At 75.3% G+C, this 21,067-nt stretch carries 23 protein-coding genes; 7 read left to right on the top strand and 16 right to left on the bottom strand.

The features are described 5' to 3' along the window. Positions 1–77 precede the first annotated feature (77 nt). Genes ACSNN7_RS17320 through ACSNN7_RS17290 form a run of 7 tightly spaced genes read right to left on the bottom strand, consistent with a single transcriptional unit; the run spans position 78 to position 5,771 of the window. Positions 78–785, bottom strand: a complete 708-nt coding sequence (locus ACSNN7_RS17320) for a RibD family protein (protein WP_436681843.1) — start codon at positions 783–785, stop codon at positions 78–80. A gap of 1 nt (position 786) precedes the next feature. Beyond that, on the bottom strand, positions 787–1,443 hold the full coding sequence (locus ACSNN7_RS17315; RefSeq protein WP_436681842.1) for a GTP cyclohydrolase II: 657 nt from the start codon (positions 1,441–1,443) through the stop codon (positions 787–789). 12 nt (positions 1,444–1,455) lie between these two features. Next, positions 1,456–2,535 (bottom strand): lysylphosphatidylglycerol synthase domain-containing protein, encoded by a 1,080-nt coding sequence (locus tag ACSNN7_RS17310; RefSeq protein ID WP_436681841.1) that lies wholly within the window; start codon positions 2,533–2,535, stop codon positions 1,456–1,458. Beyond that, the gene (locus ACSNN7_RS17305) at positions 2,532–3,353 is read right to left on the bottom strand and encodes a class I SAM-dependent methyltransferase (protein ID WP_436681840.1); all 822 of its coding nucleotides are present in this window, start codon (positions 3,351–3,353) and stop codon (positions 2,532–2,534) included. Before ACSNN7_RS17305 ends, ACSNN7_RS17310 begins: the two co-directional genes overlap by 4 nt. Next, a complete protein-coding gene (locus ACSNN7_RS17300) occupies positions 3,350–4,384 on the bottom strand; it encodes a glycosyltransferase family 4 protein (RefSeq protein ID WP_436681839.1) in 1,035 nt (344 codons plus the stop codon). Before ACSNN7_RS17300 ends, ACSNN7_RS17305 begins: the two co-directional genes overlap by 4 nt. Before the next feature lie 3 nt (positions 4,385–4,387). Then, positions 4,388–4,786 carry a 6-pyruvoyl trahydropterin synthase family protein gene (locus ACSNN7_RS17295; RefSeq protein WP_436681838.1) on the bottom strand — a complete coding sequence of 133 codons (399 nt, stop codon included), beginning with the start codon at positions 4,784–4,786 and terminating at the stop codon, positions 4,388–4,390. Positions 4,787–4,790: 4 nt separating this feature from the next. Next, positions 4,791–5,771 carry a dehydrogenase gene (locus ACSNN7_RS17290; protein ID WP_436681837.1) on the bottom strand — a complete coding sequence of 327 codons (981 nt, stop codon included), beginning with the start codon at positions 5,769–5,771 and terminating at the stop codon, positions 4,791–4,793. Positions 5,772–6,143: 372 nt separating this feature from the next. On the opposite strand from ACSNN7_RS17290, the gene ACSNN7_RS17285 reads away from it, so the two are divergent. After that, the gene (locus tag ACSNN7_RS17285; protein WP_436681836.1) at positions 6,144–7,751 is read left to right on the top strand and encodes a sulfatase; all 1,608 of its coding nucleotides are present in this window, start codon (positions 6,144–6,146) and stop codon (positions 7,749–7,751) included. Between the two features lie 6 nt (positions 7,752–7,757). Here ACSNN7_RS17285 and ACSNN7_RS17280 read toward each other — a convergent pair whose 3' ends face one another. The 4 genes from ACSNN7_RS17280 to ACSNN7_RS17265 are packed head-to-tail and all read right to left on the bottom strand — an operon-like array spanning position 7,758 to position 11,837. Further along, positions 7,758–8,882 (bottom strand): FUSC family protein, encoded by a 1,125-nt coding sequence (locus ACSNN7_RS17280; protein WP_436681835.1) that lies wholly within the window; start codon positions 8,880–8,882, stop codon positions 7,758–7,760. Positions 8,883–8,921: 39 nt separating this feature from the next. After that, positions 8,922–9,722, bottom strand: coding sequence for an ABC transporter ATP-binding protein (locus ACSNN7_RS17275; protein ID WP_436681852.1), 801 nt, complete (start codon positions 9,720–9,722; stop codon positions 8,922–8,924). 43 nt (positions 9,723–9,765) lie between these two features. Then, positions 9,766–10,791: a FecCD family ABC transporter permease gene (locus tag ACSNN7_RS17270; RefSeq protein ID WP_436681834.1), complete on the bottom strand. Its 1,026-nt coding sequence runs from the start codon at positions 10,789–10,791 to the stop codon at positions 9,766–9,768. Further along, a complete protein-coding gene (locus tag ACSNN7_RS17265; protein ID WP_436681833.1) occupies positions 10,788–11,837 on the bottom strand; it encodes a FecCD family ABC transporter permease in 1,050 nt (349 codons plus the stop codon). The genes ACSNN7_RS17270 and ACSNN7_RS17265 overlap by 4 nt, the downstream gene beginning before the upstream one ends. A gap of 83 nt (positions 11,838–11,920) precedes the next feature. Here ACSNN7_RS17265 and ACSNN7_RS17260 point away from each other — a divergent pair, with 83 nt between their 5' ends. Both ACSNN7_RS17260 and ACSNN7_RS17255 read left to right on the top strand, forming a co-directional pair. Continuing rightward, positions 11,921–12,952, top strand: a complete 1,032-nt coding sequence (locus tag ACSNN7_RS17260; RefSeq protein ID WP_436681832.1) for an ABC transporter substrate-binding protein — start codon at positions 11,921–11,923, stop codon at positions 12,950–12,952. 4 nt (positions 12,953–12,956) lie between these two features. Then, entirely contained in the window at positions 12,957–13,799 is an 843-nt protein-coding gene (locus ACSNN7_RS17255) for a siderophore-interacting protein (RefSeq protein WP_436681831.1), read from the top strand. Here the strand turns inward: ACSNN7_RS17255 and sigJ are convergent. Together sigJ and ACSNN7_RS17245 are read right to left on the bottom strand one after the other, a co-directional pair. After that, positions 13,748–14,674, bottom strand: a complete 927-nt coding sequence (gene sigJ / locus ACSNN7_RS17250; RefSeq protein WP_436681851.1) for an RNA polymerase sigma factor SigJ — start codon at positions 14,672–14,674, stop codon at positions 13,748–13,750. The genes ACSNN7_RS17255 and sigJ overlap by 52 nt on opposite strands. A 119-nt stretch (positions 14,675–14,793) precedes the next feature. After that, complete coding sequence (locus tag ACSNN7_RS17245; RefSeq protein WP_436681830.1) at positions 14,794–15,114, bottom strand: hypothetical protein; 321 nt, start codon at positions 15,112–15,114, stop codon at positions 14,794–14,796. Between the two features lie 122 nt (positions 15,115–15,236). Between ACSNN7_RS17245 and ACSNN7_RS17240 the strand changes: the two genes are divergently transcribed. The 4 genes from ACSNN7_RS17240 to ACSNN7_RS17225 all read left to right on the top strand — a co-directional run bounded on the left by ACSNN7_RS17240 (position 15,237) and on the right by ACSNN7_RS17225 (position 18,639). Continuing rightward, positions 15,237–15,680, top strand: a complete 444-nt coding sequence (locus ACSNN7_RS17240) for a hypothetical protein (protein WP_436681829.1) — start codon at positions 15,237–15,239, stop codon at positions 15,678–15,680. Between the two features lie 95 nt (positions 15,681–15,775). Beyond that, the gene (locus ACSNN7_RS17235; RefSeq protein WP_436681828.1) at positions 15,776–16,234 is read left to right on the top strand and encodes a DUF4383 domain-containing protein; all 459 of its coding nucleotides are present in this window, start codon (positions 15,776–15,778) and stop codon (positions 16,232–16,234) included. A 108-nt stretch (positions 16,235–16,342) separates the two neighbouring features. Then, positions 16,343–16,894, top strand: a complete 552-nt coding sequence (locus tag ACSNN7_RS17230; protein WP_436681827.1) for a PadR family transcriptional regulator — start codon at positions 16,343–16,345, stop codon at positions 16,892–16,894. 26 nt (positions 16,895–16,920) lie between these two features. Next, a complete protein-coding gene (locus tag ACSNN7_RS17225) occupies positions 16,921–18,639 on the top strand; it encodes an acyl-CoA dehydrogenase (protein WP_436681826.1) in 1,719 nt (572 codons plus the stop codon). A 96-nt stretch (positions 18,640–18,735) separates the two neighbouring features. On the opposite strand, the gene ACSNN7_RS17220 is transcribed toward ACSNN7_RS17225, so the two are convergent. From ACSNN7_RS17220 to ACSNN7_RS17210, 3 genes are read right to left on the bottom strand one after another with little or no spacing between them, the layout of a single operon-like run. Next, entirely contained in the window at positions 18,736–19,413 is a 678-nt protein-coding gene (locus ACSNN7_RS17220) for a lysoplasmalogenase (protein WP_436681825.1), read from the bottom strand. Further along, complete coding sequence (locus ACSNN7_RS17215) at positions 19,410–20,249, bottom strand: sterol desaturase family protein (protein ID WP_436681824.1); 840 nt, start codon at positions 20,247–20,249, stop codon at positions 19,410–19,412. The genes ACSNN7_RS17220 and ACSNN7_RS17215 overlap by 4 nt, the downstream gene beginning before the upstream one ends. Beyond that, positions 20,237–20,962 carry a FadR/GntR family transcriptional regulator gene (locus ACSNN7_RS17210; protein WP_436681822.1) on the bottom strand — a complete coding sequence of 242 codons (726 nt, stop codon included), beginning with the start codon at positions 20,960–20,962 and terminating at the stop codon, positions 20,237–20,239. Before ACSNN7_RS17210 ends, ACSNN7_RS17215 begins: the two co-directional genes overlap by 13 nt. Positions 20,963–21,067: the final 105 nt, after the last annotated feature.

Here is a 21,067-nt window from a genome sequence, read left to right as displayed (position 1 = left end):
CGTCCACCCGTTACGACAAAGCGTAGTAGGGCGCTCTTCCGTGTCGGCCGGTGGTACGGACGAACCGGCTCGCCGGTTCAGGCGTCCGGGCAGCGCGGCGACAGGGCGTACCGGACGAGCACCACGTCACCGATCTGGCGGGCCTCGACGACCCGGGCCCGCCGGCCGGGGTGCCACGGGAACGGGCCGTCGCCGCCGAAGCGGGGGGCCCGGGGGTCGCCGACGAAGAACGGGGCGACCACCAGGTGCAGCTCGTCGGCGATCCCGGCGGTGAGGAACTGGGCGTGCACCGACGCGCCGCCCTCCACCATCAGCCGGTCCACCCCGCGCCCGGCTAGGTCGGCCAGCATCCGGGCCGGGTCCACCGGGTCGCCGGCGTCCACGACGGTGGCCAGCCCGTGCAGCAGCTCGGCGGTCTTGTCCACCGCCGGCGACGCGCAGTACACGATCCGCTCCGCGTCGCCGACGGTGAAGAACCGGGCGGTCCGGTCCAGGTCGCCCCGCTCGGTCAGGGTCACCTTCAGCGGCGACGGCGGCAGCCCGCGGGCCACCCGCGCCCGGCGCAGCCGCTCCGCGCGGATCACCAGCCGGGGGTCGTCCCGGCGTACCGTGCCGGCCCCGACCAGGATCGCGTCGCAGCCGGCCCGGACGGCGTCGACCCGCTCCAGGTCGTCGGCGTTGGACAGCAGCAGCCGCTGCTCGGTGGCGTCGTCGAGGTACCCGTCGATCGAGGTGGCGCAGCTGAGCAGCACGTACGGCCGCCCGCCGCCCGGTACGGCAGCCATGTCAGGTCAGCGACGGCGAGTCGGCGGTACGGGCGGCGGCCCGGTGCGCCTTCGCCGCCAGGTAGTCGGCGTTGGCGGGGGAGAGGTAGACCCCCGTCGGGACCACCTCCGTCACCGTCACGTCGAGCCGGTCGAGCTGCTCGGCCTTCTCCGGGTTGTTGCTCAGCAGCGCCAGCCGCCGCACGCCCAGCGCCGCCAGCATCTGCGCGGCCGCCCGGTAGTCGCGTTCGTCCTCGCCGTGCCCGAGCGCCACGTTCGCCTCGTACGTGTCCAGCCCGGCGTCCTGCAACGCGTAGGCGTCCAGCTTCGGATAGAGGCCGATCCCGCGCCCCTCCTGCCGCAGGTAGAGCAGGAAGCCCCCGGCTGCGGCGATGCGCTCCACCGCCTCGCGCAGCTGCGGACCGCAGTCGCAGCGCTGGCTGCCGAACACGTCCCCGGTCAGGCACTCGCTGTGCGGGCGGACCAGGGGCGCGGGCTCGTCCGGGCGCCGGCGCAGCGCGCCCGCCCAGTCGCCGAGACCGAACGCCAGGTGCTCCCGCCCGTCCACCAACCCGTCGAAGGTGAAGACCCGGGCCGTGGTGGCGTACCCGTCGGGAAGGCGGAGCGGGACCGTGACCTGCGTGCGGACCGTGGCGACCGGCAGTGCTGCTGGGTACATGTGTCTCCTCTGTCAGACGCTGCCGGCCAGCCCGGCAGCGGGCACCGGGGCAGAACCACCCTGGTTCACCCTTGATCGGCGCGCAAGGCGGGCCGGCTGCCGGCCCAGCAGCAGCACGGCGGCGCCGGGCAGCGCGGCGATGATCACCAGCGCCCCGTACACCAGCGCGGTGGACACCCCCTGGGCGGCGCCCAGCCCGGCGGCGCCGAACGCCCAGGCGGCCACGCCCTCGCGCGGGCCGAACCCGGCCACGTTCGCCGGCAGCGCCATCGCCAGCAGCGCCAGCAGGGTCAGCGGCACCAGCTGTGCCAGCGGGGCGGTGGCGCCGGCGACCCGGGCCGCCACCACGAAGGTGCCCAGGTGGCCGAGGACGGCGACCGCCGAGGCGAGCAGCACCTTCGGCCCGGTCCGGCGGGTCAGCAGGCCGGCGCGGACGTCGGCCGCGGCGGCGCGCAGCGCCCGGGCCCGCCGGGACGGCCCGGAGCGGGGCAGCGCCCGGGCCAGCAGCACCACGCCGAGGGCGACCGCCAGGGCCAGCGCGGTGGCCTCCGGCAGCCAGGGCCGCACCGGCGACGGCAGCGTCAGCAGGAGCGCCACCGCGAGCGTGACCTGGACGACCTGACCGGCGGTGCGTTCCCAGACCACGGCCCGGACGGCCCGGCCCACGGCGCCGGCCTCCCGGCCGTGCCGCACCGCCCGGTGCACGTCGCCGAGCACCCCGCCGGGCAGCGTGGCGTTGAGGAAGGTCGCCCGGTAGCAGTCGGCCACCGCGGTGCCCAGCGGGAGCCGGACCCCGAGCCCCTCGGCGACCAGCCGCCACCGCCAGGCGCAGCAGACGGTGCTGAGCGCGCCGAGCAGCAGCGCGGCGACCACCGCCGGGGTGTCGATGCGGCTCAGTGCTTCCAGGGCCGGGCCGGTGCCCAGCCACCACAGCAGCGCCACCACCAGGGCGACGCCGCCGAGGTTGCTCACCCAGGTCCAGCTCGGACGGGCCGGGGCGGTGGTGGGTGCGTCGCCGGCAGGCTGTGCCACGCGGGTCCTCCTGTCGAAGATCTCTCCCTCCACCACGTACCGGCCGGCCGTCGGGTTCATTCCGCTCCGGCGAGCAGGTCGTCGTGCCCCACCGTGACGGTCAGCCGGCCCGCCGCCGCCTCGGCCAGCCGGCGGCGCGCGTACGGGCCCGTCCGGGCGGCCAGCTCGGGGCGCTGCTCGACGGCGGCGTCGCACCAGCCGGTGAACCACTCGCCGGTCAGCGCGGCGTGCCCGGCGTCCAGCCGCCACGGGCTGGACCGGACGGTCACGGCGACCCCGTGCCGCCGGAACGCGGCGACGGTGGCGGCGGCGGCGTCCGGCCCGAGCAGGCGCCGGCCGTCCACGGTCCGGCGCTGGTGCGCGTCGAACGCGGCGGCGACCTCCGCGTCCAGTTCGTCGGGCGGGTCGAGCCGCACCCGGCCGACGACGGAGAGCGTGAACAGGGTCGGCCGGCCCGCCCCGGCGCAGGCCGCCACGATCGCCTCGATCTCCTCGGCGGTCAGCATGTCCAGCAGCGCCGAGGCGGTGACCAGGTCGGCGCCGGCCAGGTCGGCGGCGGTGAGCCGGGTGATGTCCGTCCGCCGGGTCTCCACCCGCACCGGGCTGCCGTCGGCGGCGCGCGGCGGGTCGGCGAGGGCCCGGTCGAGCAGACCGGCGTCCCGGTCGTAGAGCACCCAGTGCTGCGGGCCGGGCAGCCGGGGAGCCAGCCAGCGGGCCATGGACCCGGTCCCGCTGCCCAGGTCGTGCACCACCAGGGGCCGGTCGACGGGCAGCCGGGCGCGTACCCGGTCGACGAGGTCCTCGGCGCGGGCGGCCGCGTCGGCGGGCTCGCGCAGCGCGAGCCAGTCGGCGAAGGGGTCGGTGGCGTACGTGGTCAAACCCTCACTCCGTTCAGGACGTGGGCGATCGCGGTGGCGGTGGCCGGCCAGCCGGCGAGGCCGTCGCGGCGGGCCAGGGCGGCCTGCCGCAGCCGGTGGCGCAGCGGCGCCCCGGTGAGCCAGCGGCGCAGCGCGCCGGCCAGCGCGGCCGGGTCGGCGGCGGGCACCAGCAGGCCGGGCGGCTCGCCGTCCGCGGCCCGGCCCAGCGCCTCGGGCACCCCGCCCACCCGGGTCGCGAGCACCGGCAGGCCGCGGGCCAGGGCCTCGGTGACCACCATCCCGTACGTCTCGGCGTGGGAGGCGAGCACCAGCAGGTCGGCGCCGGCGTACGCGGCGTCGAGGTCGGCCCGGGTGCGCGGTCCCACCAGCCGGACCCGCCCGGTCAGCCCCCGCTCGTCCACCAGCCGGCGCAGCCCGGCGACGAAGCCGGGGTCGCGGGTGAGCGCGCCGACGCAGTCCAGCGTCCAGGGCAGCTCGGCGACCTCGGCGAGGGCACGGACCAGCACGTCGTGTCCCTTGTGCCCGGTGACCGCCGCGACGCAGAGCAGCGCCGTGCCTGCCGGCGTGCCCGGGGCCGGCGGTGCGGGGTCCACCCCGGGGGTGGCCACGTGCACCCGGCCGGCGGGCAGTGGGTATCGGTCGAGCAACCGGCGGCGGGTCCACTCGCTGGTGGTGACCACCGCGGCGGCGCAGGCCAGCGCGGCCGCCTCGGCGTCGTCCTCCAGCGGCATGTGCACCAGCACCACCAGGCGCAGCCGCCGGGCGTGCGGGGCCAGCACCTCCGGCACCGCCGAGGCGACCAGCCCGTCGAGCAGCACCACCGCGCCGTCGGGCAGCGCCGCGAGCACCCCGGCCAGGTGGGTCCGCGCCGGCGGGTCGGGGTGCGGCCACCGCCCGGGTACGCCGTGCTCGCGCACCGCCCACCCCCGCTCGGCGAGGCCCCGGCAGACCCGGCGGTCGTACGTGTTGCCGCCGCTCGGGGTCGCCGGGTCGTCGATGTCGCCGGGCAGGACGACGTGCGCCACCGCCACGGTCTACAGCGACCGCTCGTAGCTGGCCCAGGCGATGTGCGACTCGTGCAGCGTCACGGTGATCCCGGCCAGCTCGCGGGCCCCCGCGCCGAGCGCGCCGGCGTGGGCCCGCTCGGCCAGCCGGTCGGCGATCGTGCGGCACAGCACCTCGGTGGTGGTGTTCACCCCGGCGAAGGCGGGCTCGTCGTCGAGGTTGCGGTAGTTCAACTCGGCGAGCACGGCGCGCAGCTCCTCGGTGGCCCGGCCGATGTCCACCACGATGCCGTCCGCGTCCAGCTCGGCGCGGCGGAAGGTCGCGTCCACCACGAACGTCGCCCCGTGCAGCCGCTGCGCGGGCCCGAAGACCTCGCCGGTGAAGCTGTGGGCGACCATCATGTGGTCCCGTACGGTCACGCTGAACACGGCGTCACTCCCCGTCGTAGGTGATGAGGTGGCACAGCGCGGGGAGGCTCCCCGCGGCCAGTCGGTCGAGCACGTCGGGCAGGTCCGCGAAGGCCGACCGGCCGGTGATCAGCGCGTCGAAGACCGGGTCGGCGAGCAGCTCCAGGGCCAGCGCCATCCGGTCGGCGTAGCCGCGCCGCGCGGCCCGGGCCGGGGATACCGTGCCCACCTGGCTGCTGCGGACGGTCAACCGGCCGGAGTGGAACGACCCGCCCAGCGAGAGCTGCACCGGCCGGTCGCCGTACCAGCTCAGCTCGATCACCGTGCCCTCCTGGGCGAGCAGCTCGATGGAGCGCTGCAGGCCCGGGCCGGTCGCGCTGGCGTGCACCACCAGGTCCCGTCCGTCGGCCGCGTCGTCCGGCGCTGCGAACCCGACGCCCAGCGCCGCGGCCACCGCCGCCCGCGCCGGGTCGGTGTCCACCAGCTCGACGCGTACCCCGGGGAAGCGGGCGAGCAGCGCCGCGACGGCGCAGCCGACCATGCCGCCGCCCACCACGCTGACCCGGTCGCCGACCAGCGGCGCGGCGTCCCAGAGCGCGTTCACCGCCGTCTCCACCGTGCCGGCCAGCACCGCCCGCGCCGCCGGCACGCCGTCCGGGACCGGGGTCACGGCCGAGGCCGGCACCACGTACGCGCTCTGGTGCGGGTGCAGGCAGAAGACGGTACGCCCGCGCAGTTCCGCCGGACCGGCCTCGACCACGCCGACGCTGAGGTAGCCGTACTTGACCGGGGCGGGGAAGTCGCCCTCCTGGAACGGGGCGCGCATCGCCGCGTACTGGCTCTGCGGCACGCCGCCGGTGAAGACCAGCGTCTCGGTGCCCCGGCTGACCCCCGAGTACAGCGCGCGCACCAGGACCTCGTCCGGTCCCGGCTCCGGCAACGTGACCGGCCGGATCTCACCCACGCCGGGGGAGCGGAGCCAGAAGGCGCGGGCATCGCGGATCACGCGGGTGTTCTCCTCATCTGGCTGCCGGACCGAACCGAACGGCCGCGCGCTCCGTGTTTCCTGTCGAGGCCGTCGATCATAAACACGGAGGTACGGCAGCCACGGTTCGAACCGGCCCGGTGATCGACCTCACCACCGGGATCGCCTGCTCACCGGGCTCCCCCGGCGCAGTCACCCAGGGAAGGGGACAACGCAGTGTCAGTGCTGTCGCGCCTGCGCCGCCGGGCCACCGTGGACGCACCGGTCCGGCCTTTCGACCCCGCAGCGCAAGCCGATCCGGCCCCCGATGCGCCGTCGGCACCGGAACCGGCCCCTGCCGCTGACGCTGCCGTCGTCGGGCGGCGGGGCCGGCTGCGTACCGTCGCGGGGCGGGTGACCACCGTGGCGGCCGGCCTGCTCGTGTTCGCCGTGCTGGTCGCGCCGAACCGGCTCGACCAGCTCGGCCCCGCCGCGTTCCTGCGCATCCCGGTCGAGGGGCTGGTCGCCGCCGGGCTGCTGCTGGTGCTGCGCGGTGCCCTGCGGCGGGCGGTGGCGCTGCTGTGCGGCGTCGCCCTCGGGCTGCTCGCCATCGTGAAGCTGCTCGACATGGGCATGTCCGCCAGCCTCGCCCGCCCGTTCGACCTGGTGCTGGACTGGGTGCTGCTGGACGACGCGTACGCCTTCGTCCGCGACTCCGTCGGCCGGGCCGGCGCGGTCGGCACGATCGTGGCGCTGGTCGCGCTCGTCGGCGCGCTGCTGGTACTGACCACCCGGTCGGTGCTGCGGCTGACCCGGCTGGTGGCCCGGCACGACCGGCGGGCGGTCCGGGCCCTGGCGGCGGCGGCCGTGGTCTGGGTCGCCGCCGCGACGATCGGCGTGCCGGTCGCCGACTCCGGGACGTCCAGGCTGGTCGGACAGCATCTCGGCCAGGTGGGCACCGGGCTGCGGGACCGGGAGGCCTTCGCCGCCGAGGTCGCCGCCGACGCGTTCCGGGACACCCCCGGCGACCGGCTGCTCACCGCGTTGCGCGGCAAGGACGTGATCGTCGCCTTCGTGGAGAGCTACGGCCGGGACGCGGTGCAGGACCCGGAGTTCGCTCCGCAGGTCGGCGCGGTGCTCGACGGCGGTACGCGCCGGCTCGCCGAGCGGGGTTTCCAGGCCCGCAGCGGCTTCCTGACCTCGCCGACGGCCGGCGGGGGCAGCTGGCTGGCCCACGACACGCTGCTGTCCGGGGTCTGGGTGGACAACCAGCAACGCCACCTCAGCCTGCTGGCCGGCGACCGGCTCACCCTCAACGGCGCCTTCCGGCGGGCCGGTTGGCAGACGGTCGGGGTGCTCCCGGCGGCCACCAAGCCCTGGCCGGAGGGGCGCTTCTTCGGTTTCGACCGCTACCACGACGCGGCGGGGCTGGGCTACCGAGGCCCGAGGTTCAGCTTCGCGCCCATGCCCGACCAGTACACCCTGGCCACCTTCCACCGGCGGGAGCGGGCCACGCCGGGGCACGCCCCGATCATGGCGGAGATCCCGCTGATCTCCAGCCACTCGCCCTGGGCGGCGATCCCCCGGATGCTCGACTGGGGCCACGTCGGGGACGGCTCGATCTACCGCCGGCCCACCTCCGTCGCCGCCAACCCGAAAGACGTGGTGGGGCGCAGCGCCACCGAGGTCCGCACCGGCTACCGGCGATCGATCGAGTACTCGCTGAACAGCCTGATCTCCTACGTGGAGACGTACGGCGACGACGAGCTGGTGCTGGTCTTCCTCGGCGACCACCAGCCGTCACCGGTGGTGACCGGGGAGAACGCGGGCCGGGACGTGCCGATCACCGTCGTGGCCCGCGATCCCGCCGTGCTGGAGCGGGTGGCCGGCTGGGGCTGGGACGAGGGGTTGCGGCCCGGCCCGGGCGCGCCGGTCTGGCGGATGGACACCTTCCGGGACCGGTTTCTCACCACCTTCGGCCCGCAGCCGCCGGCCGGGGCGGCCGCCCCGCCACCCCGCTGAGGGGGTTCACCCCTTGGGCAGGCCCAGCGCCTCGTCGACCCGGCCCAGCACCGCCGCGTCGTCCGTTCCGACTCCGCGCAGCAGGTCGATGGCGGTGGCCCGGATCTGGCCCACGATCATGACCAGTGGCAGCGGCGGGTCGGCCTGCAGCAGCCGGGCGGCGATGCGCACCGCCTCGAGGGCGGCGTGGTCGGCGCCTTCCGCGTGCGGGTCCGCGTCGGAGTGCCCGCCGAGATCGGTGGAGAGGGCTTCCGCGGCGGCGCGCACCGCGTCGCCGAGCGCTCGGATCGCCTCGCCCAGCTGCGGTGGGGCCGGTGTGCCGAGCCGGGTCAACGTCACGCCGTTGCGGGCCAGTACCCGGATGTTGCGCACCGCGTAGTCGAGCTGGCGGCAGGTCGCCTCGACCTCCGCCACCTGGTCGAGGTGGCGGCGCTTGCGTACCCGCAGCCGCAGCGACTCGCTGCAGGCCTGCACCGCGACGCGGAAGCGGTCCACGCAGCCCTCCACCTCGCGGGCCTGGTCCAGCGCCGTCCGGGCGGCCTCCTCGTCGCCGCCGGCCAGCGCCCGGTCGATCCGGATGAGCAGGTCAGCCAGGTCGCCGTAGGTGCGCCGAGCCTCGGCGACGAGCGGGGCGAGCGGGTCGCGGGCCACCATGAGCTGGCTCGCGGCCAGCGCCACCGCGCCGCCGATCAGCGTGTCGACGAACCGGAACGGGACCAGCCCGCCGCCCTGCGGCGCGGCCACCGCGACCAGGTAGAGGGCGGAGACCGCGGCCTGCACGGTGAGGGTGCTGCTCGCCCCGATGGTGAGCATCAGCCCGGTGGTCAGCAGCAGCACGAGGAAGACGGTGCCGGTGCCGGGGCCGAGCGACTGCACCGCCAGGTCGGCGGCGAGCACCCCGGCGGCCACCCCGAGCACCATCTCGACGGTCTGCCGCAGCCGCTTGCCCCGCGCCTCGCCGAGCACGATCAGCGCGGCGCTCGGCGCGAAGAACGGGTCGGGGTGACCGATCAGCCGGGCCGCGACGATCCACGCGACGGTCGCTGCCACGGCCGCCTCCACCGCGGGTCGCCAGCCCTGCCGGAGCCGGTCGACGGCGGTCGCCGTCCACTGTCGCGCCATCTCCGCCATCCCGACTCCTCCGGCCGTACACCGGATCTTGGAGCCCGGTCAGGACGTCGGGACTACCCGCGGCCGTGCCTGCGGCAAACGTGGACGGCGGGTGGCGGGTACCACCAGTGGGGTGCCGGTCTCCGGGTCCTCGACGATCCGGCACGGCAGCCCGAACACCTCCTGGACCAGCTCGGCGGTGACCACGTCCCGGGGGTCACCCTCGGCGACCACCCGGCCGTCGCGCATGGCGATCAGGTGGGTGGCGTAGCGCGCGGCGTGGTGCAGGTCGTGCAGCACCGCCACCAGGGTGCGGCCCTGCTCCTCGTGCAGCCGGGCGCACAGGTCCAGCACCTCGATCTGGTGGGCGACGTCCAGCCAGGTGGTCGGCTCGTCGAGCAGCAGCAGCGGGGTCTGCTGGGCCAGCGCCATGGCGATCCAGACCCGCTGCCGCTGCCCGCCGGAGAGCTCGTCGACCGGCCGGTCCGCCAGCTCGGCGACGCCGGTGGCGGCCATCGACTCGGCGACCACCCGTTCGTCCTCCCGCGACCACTGCCGCAGCAGCCCCTGGTGCGGGTACCGGCCGCGGGCCACCAGGTCGGCCACCGTGATGCCGTCCGGCGCCACCGACGACTGGGGCAGCAGGCCGAGGGTACGGGCCACCGCGCGGGACGGCAGGGCGTGGATGTCCCGCCCGTCCAGCAGCACCGTCCCGGCGCGGGGCCGCAGCGTCCGGGCCAGGGCGCGCAGCAGCGTCGACTTGCCGCAGGCGTTCGGCCCGATCACCACCGTGAACGACCCGTCGGGTACGGCGACCGACAGCTCCTCGGCGACGATGCGCCGCTCGTACGCCAGGGTCAGCCCGACCCCGTCCAGCCGTGGGTTTCCCGACACGTGATCTCCTTCAGTTCCGTCCCGCGCGACGACGCGCGGCGAGCAGCCACACCAGGTACGTCCCGCCGAGCACGCCGGTCACCACGCCGACCGGCAGCTGCTGGCCGGCGAGGGCGCGCTGGGCCAGCAGGTCCGCCGCGACCAGCAGCACCGACCCGGTGAGCGCCGAGGCCACCAGGTTCGGCCCCGGCGCGCGGGTGAGCCGGCGGGCCAGGTGCGGGGCGGTGAGCGCGACGAAGGAGACCGGCCCGGCGGCGGCCGCCGCGACGGAGGCGAGCAGCACCGCCGCGCCGAGCAGCACCTGCCGGACCCGGGCCACCGGCACGCCCAGCGCGGTGGCGGTCTCGTCGCCCAGCTCCACCATGGCCATCGCCCGGCCGCCGGCGAGCACCACCGGGGTGAGCACCGCGAGGACGCCCAGCACCGGCACCGCCTGCGCCCAGCCGCGCCCGTCCAGGCTGCCGGTGAGCCAGAGCACCGCCCGGGCGGCGTCCATCAGTGGCGCCCGGGTGAGCAGCCAGCCGTTGACGCCGGTGAGGATCGCCATGACGCCGATGCCGACCAGGACGAGCCGGTGACCGGCCAGCCCCCGGCTGCCGGTGACGGCCCGGATCAGCAGGCCGGTGCCGAGCCCGCCGGCCAGCGCCGCGCCGGAGAGCGCCAGGCTGCTGCCGCCGAGCACCACGACGACCAGCCCGCCGGTGGCCGCTCCCTGGGTGATGCCGATCATGTCCGGGCTGCCCAGCGGGTTACGCAGCAGCGTCTGGACCACCGCGCCGGAGAGCGCCAGGGCGGCCCCGACGCCCAGCGCGGTGACCAGCCGGGGCAGGCGCAGCTCGCCGACGATGAACTCCTCGGCCGCGCTGCCACCGCCGGTCAGCGTGCGCAGCACGTCGGCCGGGCTCATCGGGTAGTCGCCGCCGGCCACGGCGAGCACGCCGAGGACGGCGGCGAGCAGCGCGGCGCCGGCGACGACGGCCAGCGACCGGGGGCGCCAGCGCAGCGAACGGCCGCCGGGGGTACGCAGGACGGTCATCGCCGGGCCACCAGACGCAGGAAGAGCGGCCCGCCGAGCACGGCGGTGACCAGGCCGACCTGGAGTTCGCCGGGGCGGCCCAGCACCCGGCCCAGCACGTCGGCGCCGAGCAGCAGGACGGGTGCGTACAGCGCGCAGGCGGGCAGCAGCCAGCGCAGGTCCGGCCCGGTCAGCACGTGGACCAGGTGCGGCACGAGCAGTCCGACGAAGACGATCGGCCCGCAGGCGGCGGTGGCCGCGCCGCAGAGCAGCGTGACCGCCGCGATCGCCGCGCCGCGCACCAGCGCCGGTCGGGCGCCGAGCGCCCGTGCGGTGTCGTCGCCCAGGGCCAGCGCGTTCAGCGACCGCGCGCCGGCCAGGGCGACCAGCAACCCGGCCACCACGAAGGGCGCCACGGTACGCAGGGTGGCGAACTCGGCGCCGGCCAGCGAGCCGACCGTCCAGAACCGCAGCCGGTCCAGCGAGGCGGCGTCGAGCAGCATGACCGCGCTGACGTACGAGAAGAGCACCGCGTTCAGCGCCGCCCCGGCCAGCGCGAGGCGGTCCGGGGTGGCCTGCCGGCCGCCGCCGACCGCGTACACCCCGGCGGTGACGGTGGCCGCGCCGAGCAGGGCGAACCACACCCAGCCACCGGCGGTGCCGACGCCGAGCAGGGCGGTGGCGGTGGCGACCGCCGCGGCGGCGCCGGCGTTGATGCCGAGCAGTCCCGGGTCGGCCAGGGGGTTGCGGGTGAGCGCCTGCATCAGCGCCCCGGCCACCCCGAGCGCCGCGCCGGCGAGCAGGCCGAGCAGCGTGCGGGGCAGGCGCATCCGGTGCACCACGGCGTGTTCGGGGGAGGCCGCAGAGACCAGCCCCTGCCAGACCTCGGTGACGGAGAGCGGCCGGGCGCCGACGGCGATGCTCAGCACCGCGACGGCGAGCAGGAGCAGCAGCCCGACGGCGAGCGCCACGGCCGGGCCGGCACGACGGGTGGACGGGGCCGGCGCCGGGGCGGCGGCGAGCGTGGTGACGGACAGGATCGGCTCCGGGGGGAAACGGCATGGCACCGGTTGACTTCGGGTTAGGTTAGGTTAACCTAACCCGGCCATCGCGGATCATCGCGGTCCGGTCCTGATCGAAAGACGTCATCATGCCTGCTTCCATGTCCGCTCGCGGACTCTCCCGCCGGGGCCTGCTCGCCGCCGGCGGCGCCACCCTCGCCACCCTCCTCGTCGGCTGCGGCCAGGCCGACAAGTCCGGCTCCACCGGCGCCAAGGGCTCGACCGGCCCCTGGTCGTTCACCGACGATCGGAACCAGAAGATCGAGCTGGCGAGCGCCCCGACCCGGGTCGTCGCCTTCACCGGGGTCGCCGCCGCGCTGGTCGACTTCGGACTCGACTCGCAGATCGTCGGCGTGTTCGGCGAGACCACCCGCAGCGACGGCTCGGTCGACCCGCAGGCCGGCGGCCTCGACGTGGACCGGGTCACCGTCCTCGGCAACGTCTGGGGCGAGTTCAACGTGGAGAAGTACGCCGGGCTGCGCCCCGAGCTGCTGGTCACCCACATGTACGACCCCGGCGCCCTCTGGTACGTGCCGGACGAGAGCAAGGACAAGATCCTCGCCCTGGCGCCCAGCGCCACCGTCACCACCGCCCGGGTGCCGATGACCCGGCCCATCGAGCGGTACGCCGAGCTCGCCCGCTCCCTCGGCGCCGACCTGAACGCCAAGAAGGTCACCGACGCCAAGGCGCGCTTCGAGGCCGCCGCCGAGTCGGTCCGCCAGGCGGTCAAGGCCAACCCCGGCATCCGGGTGCTCGCCGCCTCCGGCAGCCCCGACCTGTTCTACGTCTCCAACCCGAAGGTCAGCACCGACCTGATGTACTTCGCCGAGCTGGGCGTCGACATCGTGGTGCCGAACAAGCTCGCCACCGGCGACTACTTCGAGAGCCTGAGCTGGGAGAACGCCGGCAAGTTCCCCGCCGACCTGATCCTGCTCGACAACCGGTCCACCGCGCTGCAGCCCAAGGATCTCGCCGCGAAGCCCACCTGGCAGCAGCTGCCCGCCGTGCGCGCCAACCAGGTCACCCCGTGGGACGCGGTGCCCCGCTTCTCGTACGCGGGCGCGGCGCCGCTGCTGGAGAACCTGGCCACCGCGATCCGGTCGGCCAAGCGGGTCGGCTGACGCCGTGACCACCGGCACCGCGACGCCCGTCGCCCTGCGCTACCGCTTCTACCGCGCCCAGGTCCGGCACACCCGGCGGATCGGCGCCTCGCTGATCCGGGTCACCCTGGGCGGGGACGAGCTGGCCGCGTTCGCCGGCGGCGGCCGGGACCAGAGCGTCTCGCTCTTCCTGCCGCACCCCGGACAGCCGGAACCGATGGTCCCGCTCGACGCGGGCGACGACTGGTACGGCCGGTGGCGGGCCACCGACTCGGCCGTCCGGGCGGTGATGCGCTCCTACACCATCAGCGCGCAGCGGCCGGAGGCGTGCGAGGTGGACGTCGACTTCGTCCACCACGGCGACAGCGGCCCGGCCACCCGCTGGGCGTCGCGGGCCCGGCCGGGGGACCGGCTCGTCCTGCTCGGCCCGGCCGAGCACGACAACCGCAGCGTCTGCTTCCGGCCGCCGCCCGGCACCGACCACGTCCTGCTCGCCGCCGACGAGACGGCGCTGCCCGCCGCCGCCGGCATCCTGGCCTGGCTGCCCGCCGACGTCACCGTCCGGGCGTGGATCGAGGTCCCGCACGCCGCCGACGTGCGGGACCTGCCCACCGCGGCGCACGCGGAGGTGCGCTGGCTGGTCCGGGGCACCACCGGGCCCGGCAGTGGCCTGCTGGCCGAGGCGATCCGCGCCGCCCGGTTCCCGGCCGGCGTCCCGTACGCCTGGATCGCCGGTGAGTCCTCGACCGTGCGGGCGGTCCGCCGGCACCTCGTCGCCGAGCGCGGCCTGGACCGGCGGCGGGTGACCTTCGCCGGCTACTGGCGGCGCGGCGCGTCGGAGGAGCAACTGCGCGCGGAGGCGAGCTGACCGAAGGCGGCCAGGTCGAGCCGGCGCAGCCGCTCGGGGTCGGAGAGCACGTCGACGGCGACGATCCGGCCGCCGGTGACGGTGAACCCGAGCACCGACAGCGGCCGGCCCTGCGCGACGACCACCGCGCCCGCGGCCCCGTTGACCAGCGCCGGCCGCAGGAACGGGTGGAGCCGGCCGAAGGTCACCGCCTGCCCGGCGACGGTCCGCGCGCCGGTGAGCACGACCGTGTGGCGGCTGCCGGTGCCGGCGTCGGAGCGCAGCACGACGTCGGGGTGGAGCACGGCGACGAGCGCGTCGAGGTCGCCGTCGCGGGCGGCGGCGAAGAACGCGTCGACCACCGCCCGCTGCCGGGCGAGGTCCGGGTCGGGTACGGGGGACTGCCCGCGTACCCGCCGGCGGGCGCGACTGGCCAGTTGCCGCACGGCGGCCGGGGACCGCTCGACCAGCGGGGCGATCTCCTCGAACGGCACGGCGAACATGTCGTGCAGGACGAACGCGAGCCGTTCGGCCGGGGTCAGCGTCTCCAGCACCACCAGCAGCGCGAGCCCGACGGAGTCGGCCAGCACCGCGGCGTGCTCGGGGTCGGCTCCGGTCTCCGGGCTCACCACCGGCTCCGGCAACCGCGCGTCGAGCGGCTCCTCCCGGCGCCGCCCCCGCGAGCGCAGCACGTTCAGGCAGACCCGGGCCACCACCGTGGTCAGCCAGCCACCGAGGTTCGCCACCTCGGTGGCGTCGGCCCGGCTGACCCGCAGCCAGGCGTCCTGGACGGCGTCCTCGGCCTCGCTCACCGAGCCGAGCATCCGGTAGGCCACCGCCCGCAGCCGGGGCCGGTGCTCCTCGAACCGCTCCGTCAACCAGTCGTGCTCGTCCACCGCCGTCACGTCGCCCCCTCGTGGTGTGCCACGTGAGTAGACACACCCGGCCGACCGGATGTGACCGCCGATCGGCTCGAGGTGAGGTTGCGGGTGCCGCGGGGCGTACCCGGGAAGGGTCAGGCGGCCTCGGCGGCCGTCCGGGGGCGGCGGCCGGGCAGCGCCGTCAGCTCGCGCTCCGGCTGCTCCCACCGGTCGTCGCGGCCCGGGTCGGCGGTCTCCGCCGGCGCGTCACCGGAGAGCGCCAGCGCGCGCTGCGCCTGGCGCGCCGCGTCGCACGGCCACTCCTGGTGGCCGCAGAGCAGGTTGTCGCAGTGCCCGGTCTCGTCCGGCTGGTGTGCGTCCACCACGTCGGCGGCGAGCCGCCACAGAAGCGGGTCGGTCACCCCGGCGGGCGCGGTGCCCCGGTCACGCGGCTGCGGTCGGTCGGTCTCGGACACGGTCTCCCCCTTTGTCGGTACCGGGGGAAAGTCTCCACTCGCACCCCCGGTAAACGCCTAATCGCAGTGGTCAACGCCACGTTGACCGGTTGACCTGCGCCGCTGCTGGGCACCAGCAGCACATGACGACTCGACGGGTGACGGCGGCGGGGCTCGGCGCATGGCTGGTCAAGGGCAACGCGGACGCGGTGGACCTGGCGGCCCGCTTCGCCACCGATCCCCGGGTGACGAGCTGGTGCGTCCGCCCCGGCTACCGGTCCCGGCTGATGCGGGCCGGTCAGCCGGTGGTGCTCTGGGCCAGTGGCAGCCGTGGCCGGCTGACGTACGGGGTCTGGGGGGTCGGGCACCTCACCGGCCCGGCCGTGCCGGGGCCGCCGGGCGAGCCGTGGTCGGTGCCGCTGGAGCTGACGGTGCTGGACCCGGATGACCGGGTGCCGCGGGAGCGGCTGCGGGCCGACAGCCGGCTGGCCGGGGCGGAGGTCCTGCGCCAGCCGCAGGGGGCCAACCCCTCCTGGCTGACCGTCGCCGAGTTCGCCGCGCTCCGGGAGCACCTGCCACCGGCCTGAGCCGGCCCGCGGCCACAACCGCCCGCTTCCGAGGGTTTGCGGCGCGCGGTCCCGGGCAACCGCGGACCACACGGACTCCGACGGAGGTGGTGGACATGGTGAACAGGCCTGGCCGAGGGGCATCGGCGACCGCCCCGTCCCCCGTCCGTCGCGCCGCCCAGGCGGCCGGCGTGCTCTTCCTGCTGGTCGGGGTGCTGGGCTTCATTCCCGGCATCACCACGAACTTCGACCAGATGATGTTCGCCGGGCACGAGTCGAAGGCGAAGCTGCTGGGGCTCTTCCAGGTGTCGATCCTGCACAACCTGGTGCACCTGGCGTTCGGCGTCGCCGGGCTCGCCCTGGCGCGTACCGTCTCCGGCGCACGGACGTACCTGCTCGCCGGTGGCGCGATCTATCTGGTGCTCTGGCTCTACGGCCTGGTGGTCGGGCACGAGAGCGGCGCCAACTTCGTCCCGCTCAACAACGCGGACGACTGGCTGCACCTCTTCCTCGGCCTCGGCATGATCGGCCTGGGGGTGGCGTTGACCCGCCGCCCGGCCGGCGCCCGCCGCTGATCCTCGTCCGGCGACGCCGCGCTCCCGTGAGGGGCGCGGCGTCGTCGTGGGTGTGACCGACGCCCCTGCGCCCTTGCTATGCAACTCGTTGCATAGCAAGATGACCGCATGGCCCTCGAGCACGCGATCCTGGTCTCCCTGCTGGAGCAGCCGGCCTCCGGTTACGAGCTGGCCCGCCGCTTCGACCGCTCGATCGGCCGCTTCTGGACCGCCACCCACCAGCAGATCTACCGGGTGCTCAAGCGGATGGAGACCGACGGCTGGGTCACCGCCGAGGAGGTCGGCCAGGACGGCCGCCCCGACAAGCGGTCCTGGTCGGCCACCGCCGCCGGGCAGGCCGCGCTCGCCGAGTGGCTGCGCGCGCCCGTGCAGCCCGAGGCGGTCCGGCACGAGCTGGCCGTCAAGATCCGTGGTGCCGCCTTCACCGACCGCGCCGGCCGCGCCGAACTCGTCGCCGAGGTCGAGCGCTATCGCGCCGACCACGAGGCCGTCCTCGCCAGCTACCTGGCCGGCGAGCGCCGCGACTTCCCGGCCGGAGACCCCGGCGACACCCGCGCGGCATTGCAGCACGTCGTGCTGCGCGGCGGCATCGCGTACGAGCAGATGGTGCTGGCCTGGCTCGACGACGTCCTCGCCACCCTGCGCGACCTCGACCGCTGACCCACCACCTCGCCGAAGGGACCCCCATGGCCGACCCGTTGCTCAACCCGCGCACCTACGACCCCGTGCACCTGGACGAGGAGACTCGCCGGCTGCTGCGCGCCACCGTCGACTTCTTCGAGCAGCGCGGCAAGAAGGCGCTGGTGGACAGCTACAACGACCACGCCTGGTACGGCGACTTCCTCGACTTCGCCGCCAAGTCCGGCCTCTTCGCCGCGTTCTGCACCCCGGCCGCCGACGGCGGCGGCGATGCGGCCAAGCGCTGGGACACCGCCCGCAACGCCGCGCTGAGCGAGGTGCTCGGCTTCTACGGCCTCGGCTACTGGTACACCTGGCAGGTCACCGTCCTCGGCCTCGGCCCGGTCTGGCAGAGCGACAACGCCGCCGCCCGAGCCCGCGCCGCCGCCCTGCTCGACGGCGGTCACGTGATGGCGTTCGGCCTCTCCGAGCGCAGCCACGGCGCCGACATCTACTCCACCGACATGCTGCTCACCCCGGACGGCGAGGGCGGCTTCCGGGCCACCGGCGGCAAGTACTACATCGGCAACGGCAACGTCGCCGGCCTGGTCTCGGTCTTCGGCCGCCGCGCGGACGTCGAGGGCCCCGAGGGGTACGTCTTCTTCGCCGCCGACAGCCGGCACCCCGCGTACCACCTGGTGCGCAACGTGGTGAACGCGCAGATGTACGTCAGCGAGTTCCGGCTGGAGGACTACCCGGTCCGCGCCGAGGACGTGCTGCACACCGGCAAGGCCGCCTTCGACGCCGCGCTCAACACGGTCAACGTCGGCAAGTTCAACCTCTGCACCGCCTCGATCGGCATCTGCGAGCACGCCATGTACGAGGCGGTCACCCACGCCCACAACCGGGTGCTCTACGGCCGGCGGGTCACCGACTTCCCGCACGTGCGCCGGGAGCTGACCGACGCGTACGCCCGGCTGGTCGCGATGAAGCTGTTCAGCGACCGGGCGGTGGACTACTTCCGCTCGGCGAGCCCGGACGACCGCCGCTACCTGCTGTTCAACCCGATGACCAAGATGAAGGTGACCACCGAGGGCGAGAAGGTCGTCGACCTGCTCTGGGACGTCATCGCCGCCAAGGGCTTCGAGGCGGACACCTACTTCGACAAGGCCGCCCGGGACATCCGGGGCCTGCCCAAGCTCGAAGGCACCGTGCACGTCAACCTGGCCCTGATCTTGAAGTTCATGGCCAACTACCTGTTCCGGCCGGCCGAGTTCCCGCCGGTGCCCACCCGGCACGACCCGGCCGACGACGAGTTCCTGTTCCGGCAGGGCCCGGCCCGGGGGCTCGGCGCGATCCGCTTCCACGACTGGCGGTCCGCGTACGACGCGCACGCCGGGGTGCCGAATGTGGCCCGGTTCCGCGAGCAGGCCGACGGGCTCTGCGCGCTGCTGGCCGCGCACGCGCCGAGCGAGGAGCAGCAGCGCGACCTGGACTTCCTGCTCGCCCTCGGGCAGCTCTTCGCGCTGGTCGTCTACGGTCAGCTGATCCTCGAGCAGGCCACGCTGACCGGCCTGGACGCCGACCTGCTGGACGAGATCTTCGACATCCTGGTCCGCGACTTCTCCGGCCACGCCACCGAGCTGCACGGTAAGGCGGCCACCACCGAGGCGCAGGCCGCCTGGGCGCTGACCCAGGTCCGCCGGCCGGTGGCCGACCCGCAGCGCACCGCCCGCGTCTGGTCCCAGGTGGAGGCGCTCTCCGGCGCGTACGAGATGAACCCCTGACGGCCCCGGTGGTGGGCCCACGCCTGGATCCACCGTTTGCGGCGTGTCGGGGTGTCCGCGTCTCCTGACACCCCGACACGCCGCAAAGCGGGTCGATCAAGCGCCGGTCCCGGGCCCCGTCGACGCCCCTGCCCGGACCGGGGATGGGGCCGGCGGCTCGGTGTGGCGGGCGGCGGTGCCGCGGCGGGCCCAGGCGGAGGTGAGCAGGACCAGCGCCGCGATGTAGGTGACCATCACCAGCAACCGCCGCCCGGGCAGCTCCGCCCCGGCCGCGCCGAGCCCGATCAGCGCGTCGGAGACGAGGAAGAGCGCCCCACCGGCCGCCGCCCGCCGAGAGATCCCGACCGAGGCGGCGGCCATCAGGCTCAGCGCCAGGCTGTAGCCGAGCACCGGCAGCCGCAGGTCGCCCAGCCGCCCCCAGAGCAGCGCGTTCGCGCCCGCCCAGAGCGCCAGGTACCCGCCGAAGGCGGCCAGCGGCGCCCGCCGGTGCCGCAGGAAGGCCGTCAGGAAGCAGAGCTGGGTGCCGAGGAAGCACCCCATCCCGGCCAGGAACGCGGTGGTGCCGGGCAGCAGCAGCGCCACGTCACCCGCCGTCGCGAACACCAGGCCCGCCGCCACCAGGTCCCACTTGCGGCGTACGCGTAGCAGCCAGGCCAGCAGCAGCGGTGCCAGCAGCGGCTTCGCCGCCCACTGCAGGGCGGGTACGTCGAGTGCGACGCCGGCCAGCTCGACGGCGACGACCGCCGCGTACAGCCCGGGCCAGAGCCGCCTCATCGGGCGGGCTGCCAGCCGGGGCGGCCGAAGACGTGCCCCAGCCGGTGCCGCCAGGACGTGTCCCGCCGGACGTCGGCCCAGATCGCCGCGTACTCGTGGGTGGCCACCCGCAGCGGGTTGTAGGTGTCGATGTTCTTGGTCAGGCCGTACCGGACGGCGGCGCGTTCGGGCTCGAAGCTGCCGAAGAGCCGGTCCCAGACGATCAGGATGCCGCCGTAGTTGCGGTCGAGGTACTCGGTGTTGGCGCCGTGGTGGACCCGGTGGTGCGACGGGGTGTTGAAGACCAGCTCGATCGGCCGGGGCAGCACGTCGATCCGCTCGGTGTGCAGGAAGAACTGGTACAGCAGGTTGATCGACTGCTGGAGGAAGATCATCCACGGCGGGATGCCGAGCAGCGCCAGCGGCAGCCAGAACGGCAGCGAGGTCATCGGCGTCGTCCAGCCCTGCCGCAGTGCGGTGGAGAGGTTGTAGAACGTGCTGGAGTGGTGCACCACGTGGGCGGCCCAGAACAGGCGTACCTCGTGGTGGGTGCGGTGGAACCAGTAGTAGGCCAGGTCGTCGGCGAAAAAGAGCAGCACCCAGGTCCAGACGCTGGTGGGGGAGAGCTGCACCGGGGCGAGGGTCCACAGCCACACGTAGAGGCCGACGGTGAGCAGCCGCCAGGGCGTGCCGATGAGCACGCTCCCGACGCCCATGGTGAGGCTGGTGGTGGTGTCACGCAGCTCGTAGCCGCGTTCGTCGTCGTCGGGGGCGAACCGGTACGACAGCGCTTCCACGACGACGAGCAGCAGGAACGCGGGTACGGCGTAGAGCACGGCGGGGATCATGCTCGGCATTCCCTTCCTGGTGGGGTGGCGGGGGTGGTGAGCGCGGCGGTGAGCAGCGCGTGGGCCTGCGCGGCGGCGTCGGCGCCGCGCCCGTCGGCGATCGCCTCGGCCAGCCGGCGGTGGCCGGTGACGTCCAGCAGCTCGGCGGCGCGCCGCTCGGGCGGCACCTCGCCGACGGCCACCGCCCCGGCGACCAGGCTGTTGAAGGACAGCAGGTACGCCGTGTTGCCGGAGCCGTGGACGATGTCGCGCCAGAGCACGATGTTGGCCTTGTCCATCGCGTGCAGGTCCGGCGCGAGCGCCGCGTACGCCTCGACGTCGCGGGTGACGCTGCCCCGCAGCTCGGCACCGGCCCGCTCGGCGCAGAGCCGGGCGGCGTCCACGCCGACGCAGGCGCGCATCTCCAGCATGTCCCGTACCAGCGTGTCGACGGGGAGCACGTCGCCGGACTGCACGAGGGACAGTGCCAGGTCGAGACCGGCGTGCACCCGCCAGTCGAGCACCCGGGTCGCCCCGCCCTGGCTGACCCGGAGCAGGCCGAGCTGCTGCAGGCGGCGCAGCGCCTCGCGGACGGCGTGCCGGTTGACCGCGAACGCGGCGGCCAGTTCCCGCTCGCCCGGCAGCGGGTCGTCGGGGCGGTAGCGGCCGCTGACGATGGCGTCGCGGAGCTGACCGAAGACGTGGTCGGCGACGGAGCTGCGGGGGACGGGAACGAAGGCCACGGCAGCAGTGTGACCCCGCGCACATCAACCCGTCAACTGGTTGGACCAGTCCGCGTACCAGAAAAAGACGGCGGCCGGGTGTCCACCCGGCCGCCGTCGCGTCGT

Origin of the sequence: Micromonospora sp. URMC 105, assembly GCF_051386295.1 — a bacterium.
GTDB lineage: Bacteria > Actinomycetota > Actinomycetes > Mycobacteriales > Micromonosporaceae > Micromonospora.
The sequence above is the reverse complement of the archived record's forward strand: the minus strand, read 5'-3'. Positions and strand labels throughout refer to the sequence as shown.

Excerpts from the sequence above, each read along its gene's own strand:
- ACSNN7_RS17315 (WP_436681842.1), bottom strand. The coding sequence starts at position 1,443 with ATGTACCCAGCAGCACTGCCGGTCGCCACGGTCCGCACGCAGGTCACG.
- ACSNN7_RS17320 (WP_436681843.1), bottom strand. The coding sequence starts at position 785 with ATGGCTGCCGTACCGGGCGGCGGGCGGCCGTACGTGCTGCTCAGCTGC.
- ACSNN7_RS17270 (WP_436681834.1), bottom strand. The coding sequence starts at position 10,791 with ATGACCGTCCTGCGTACCCCCGGCGGCCGTTCGCTGCGCTGGCGCCCC.
- ACSNN7_RS17235 (WP_436681828.1), top strand. The coding sequence starts at position 15,776 with ATGGTGAACAGGCCTGGCCGAGGGGCATCGGCGACCGCCCCGTCCCCC.
- ACSNN7_RS17220 (WP_436681825.1), bottom strand. The coding sequence starts at position 19,413 with ATGAGGCGGCTCTGGCCCGGGCTGTACGCGGCGGTCGTCGCCGTCGAG.
- ACSNN7_RS17230 (WP_436681827.1), top strand. The coding sequence starts at position 16,343 with ATGGCCCTCGAGCACGCGATCCTGGTCTCCCTGCTGGAGCAGCCGGCC.
- ACSNN7_RS17280 (WP_436681835.1), bottom strand. The coding sequence starts at position 8,882 with ATGGCGGAGATGGCGCGACAGTGGACGGCGACCGCCGTCGACCGGCTC.
- ACSNN7_RS17260 (WP_436681832.1), top strand. The coding sequence starts at position 11,921 with ATGCCTGCTTCCATGTCCGCTCGCGGACTCTCCCGCCGGGGCCTGCTC.
- ACSNN7_RS17225 (WP_436681826.1), top strand. The coding sequence starts at position 16,921 with ATGGCCGACCCGTTGCTCAACCCGCGCACCTACGACCCCGTGCACCTG.
- ACSNN7_RS17215 (WP_436681824.1), bottom strand. The coding sequence starts at position 20,249 with ATGCCGAGCATGATCCCCGCCGTGCTCTACGCCGTACCCGCGTTCCTG.
- ACSNN7_RS17310 (WP_436681841.1), bottom strand. The coding sequence starts at position 2,535 with ATGAACCCGACGGCCGGCCGGTACGTGGTGGAGGGAGAGATCTTCGAC.
- ACSNN7_RS17240 (WP_436681829.1), top strand. The coding sequence starts at position 15,237 with ATGACGACTCGACGGGTGACGGCGGCGGGGCTCGGCGCATGGCTGGTC.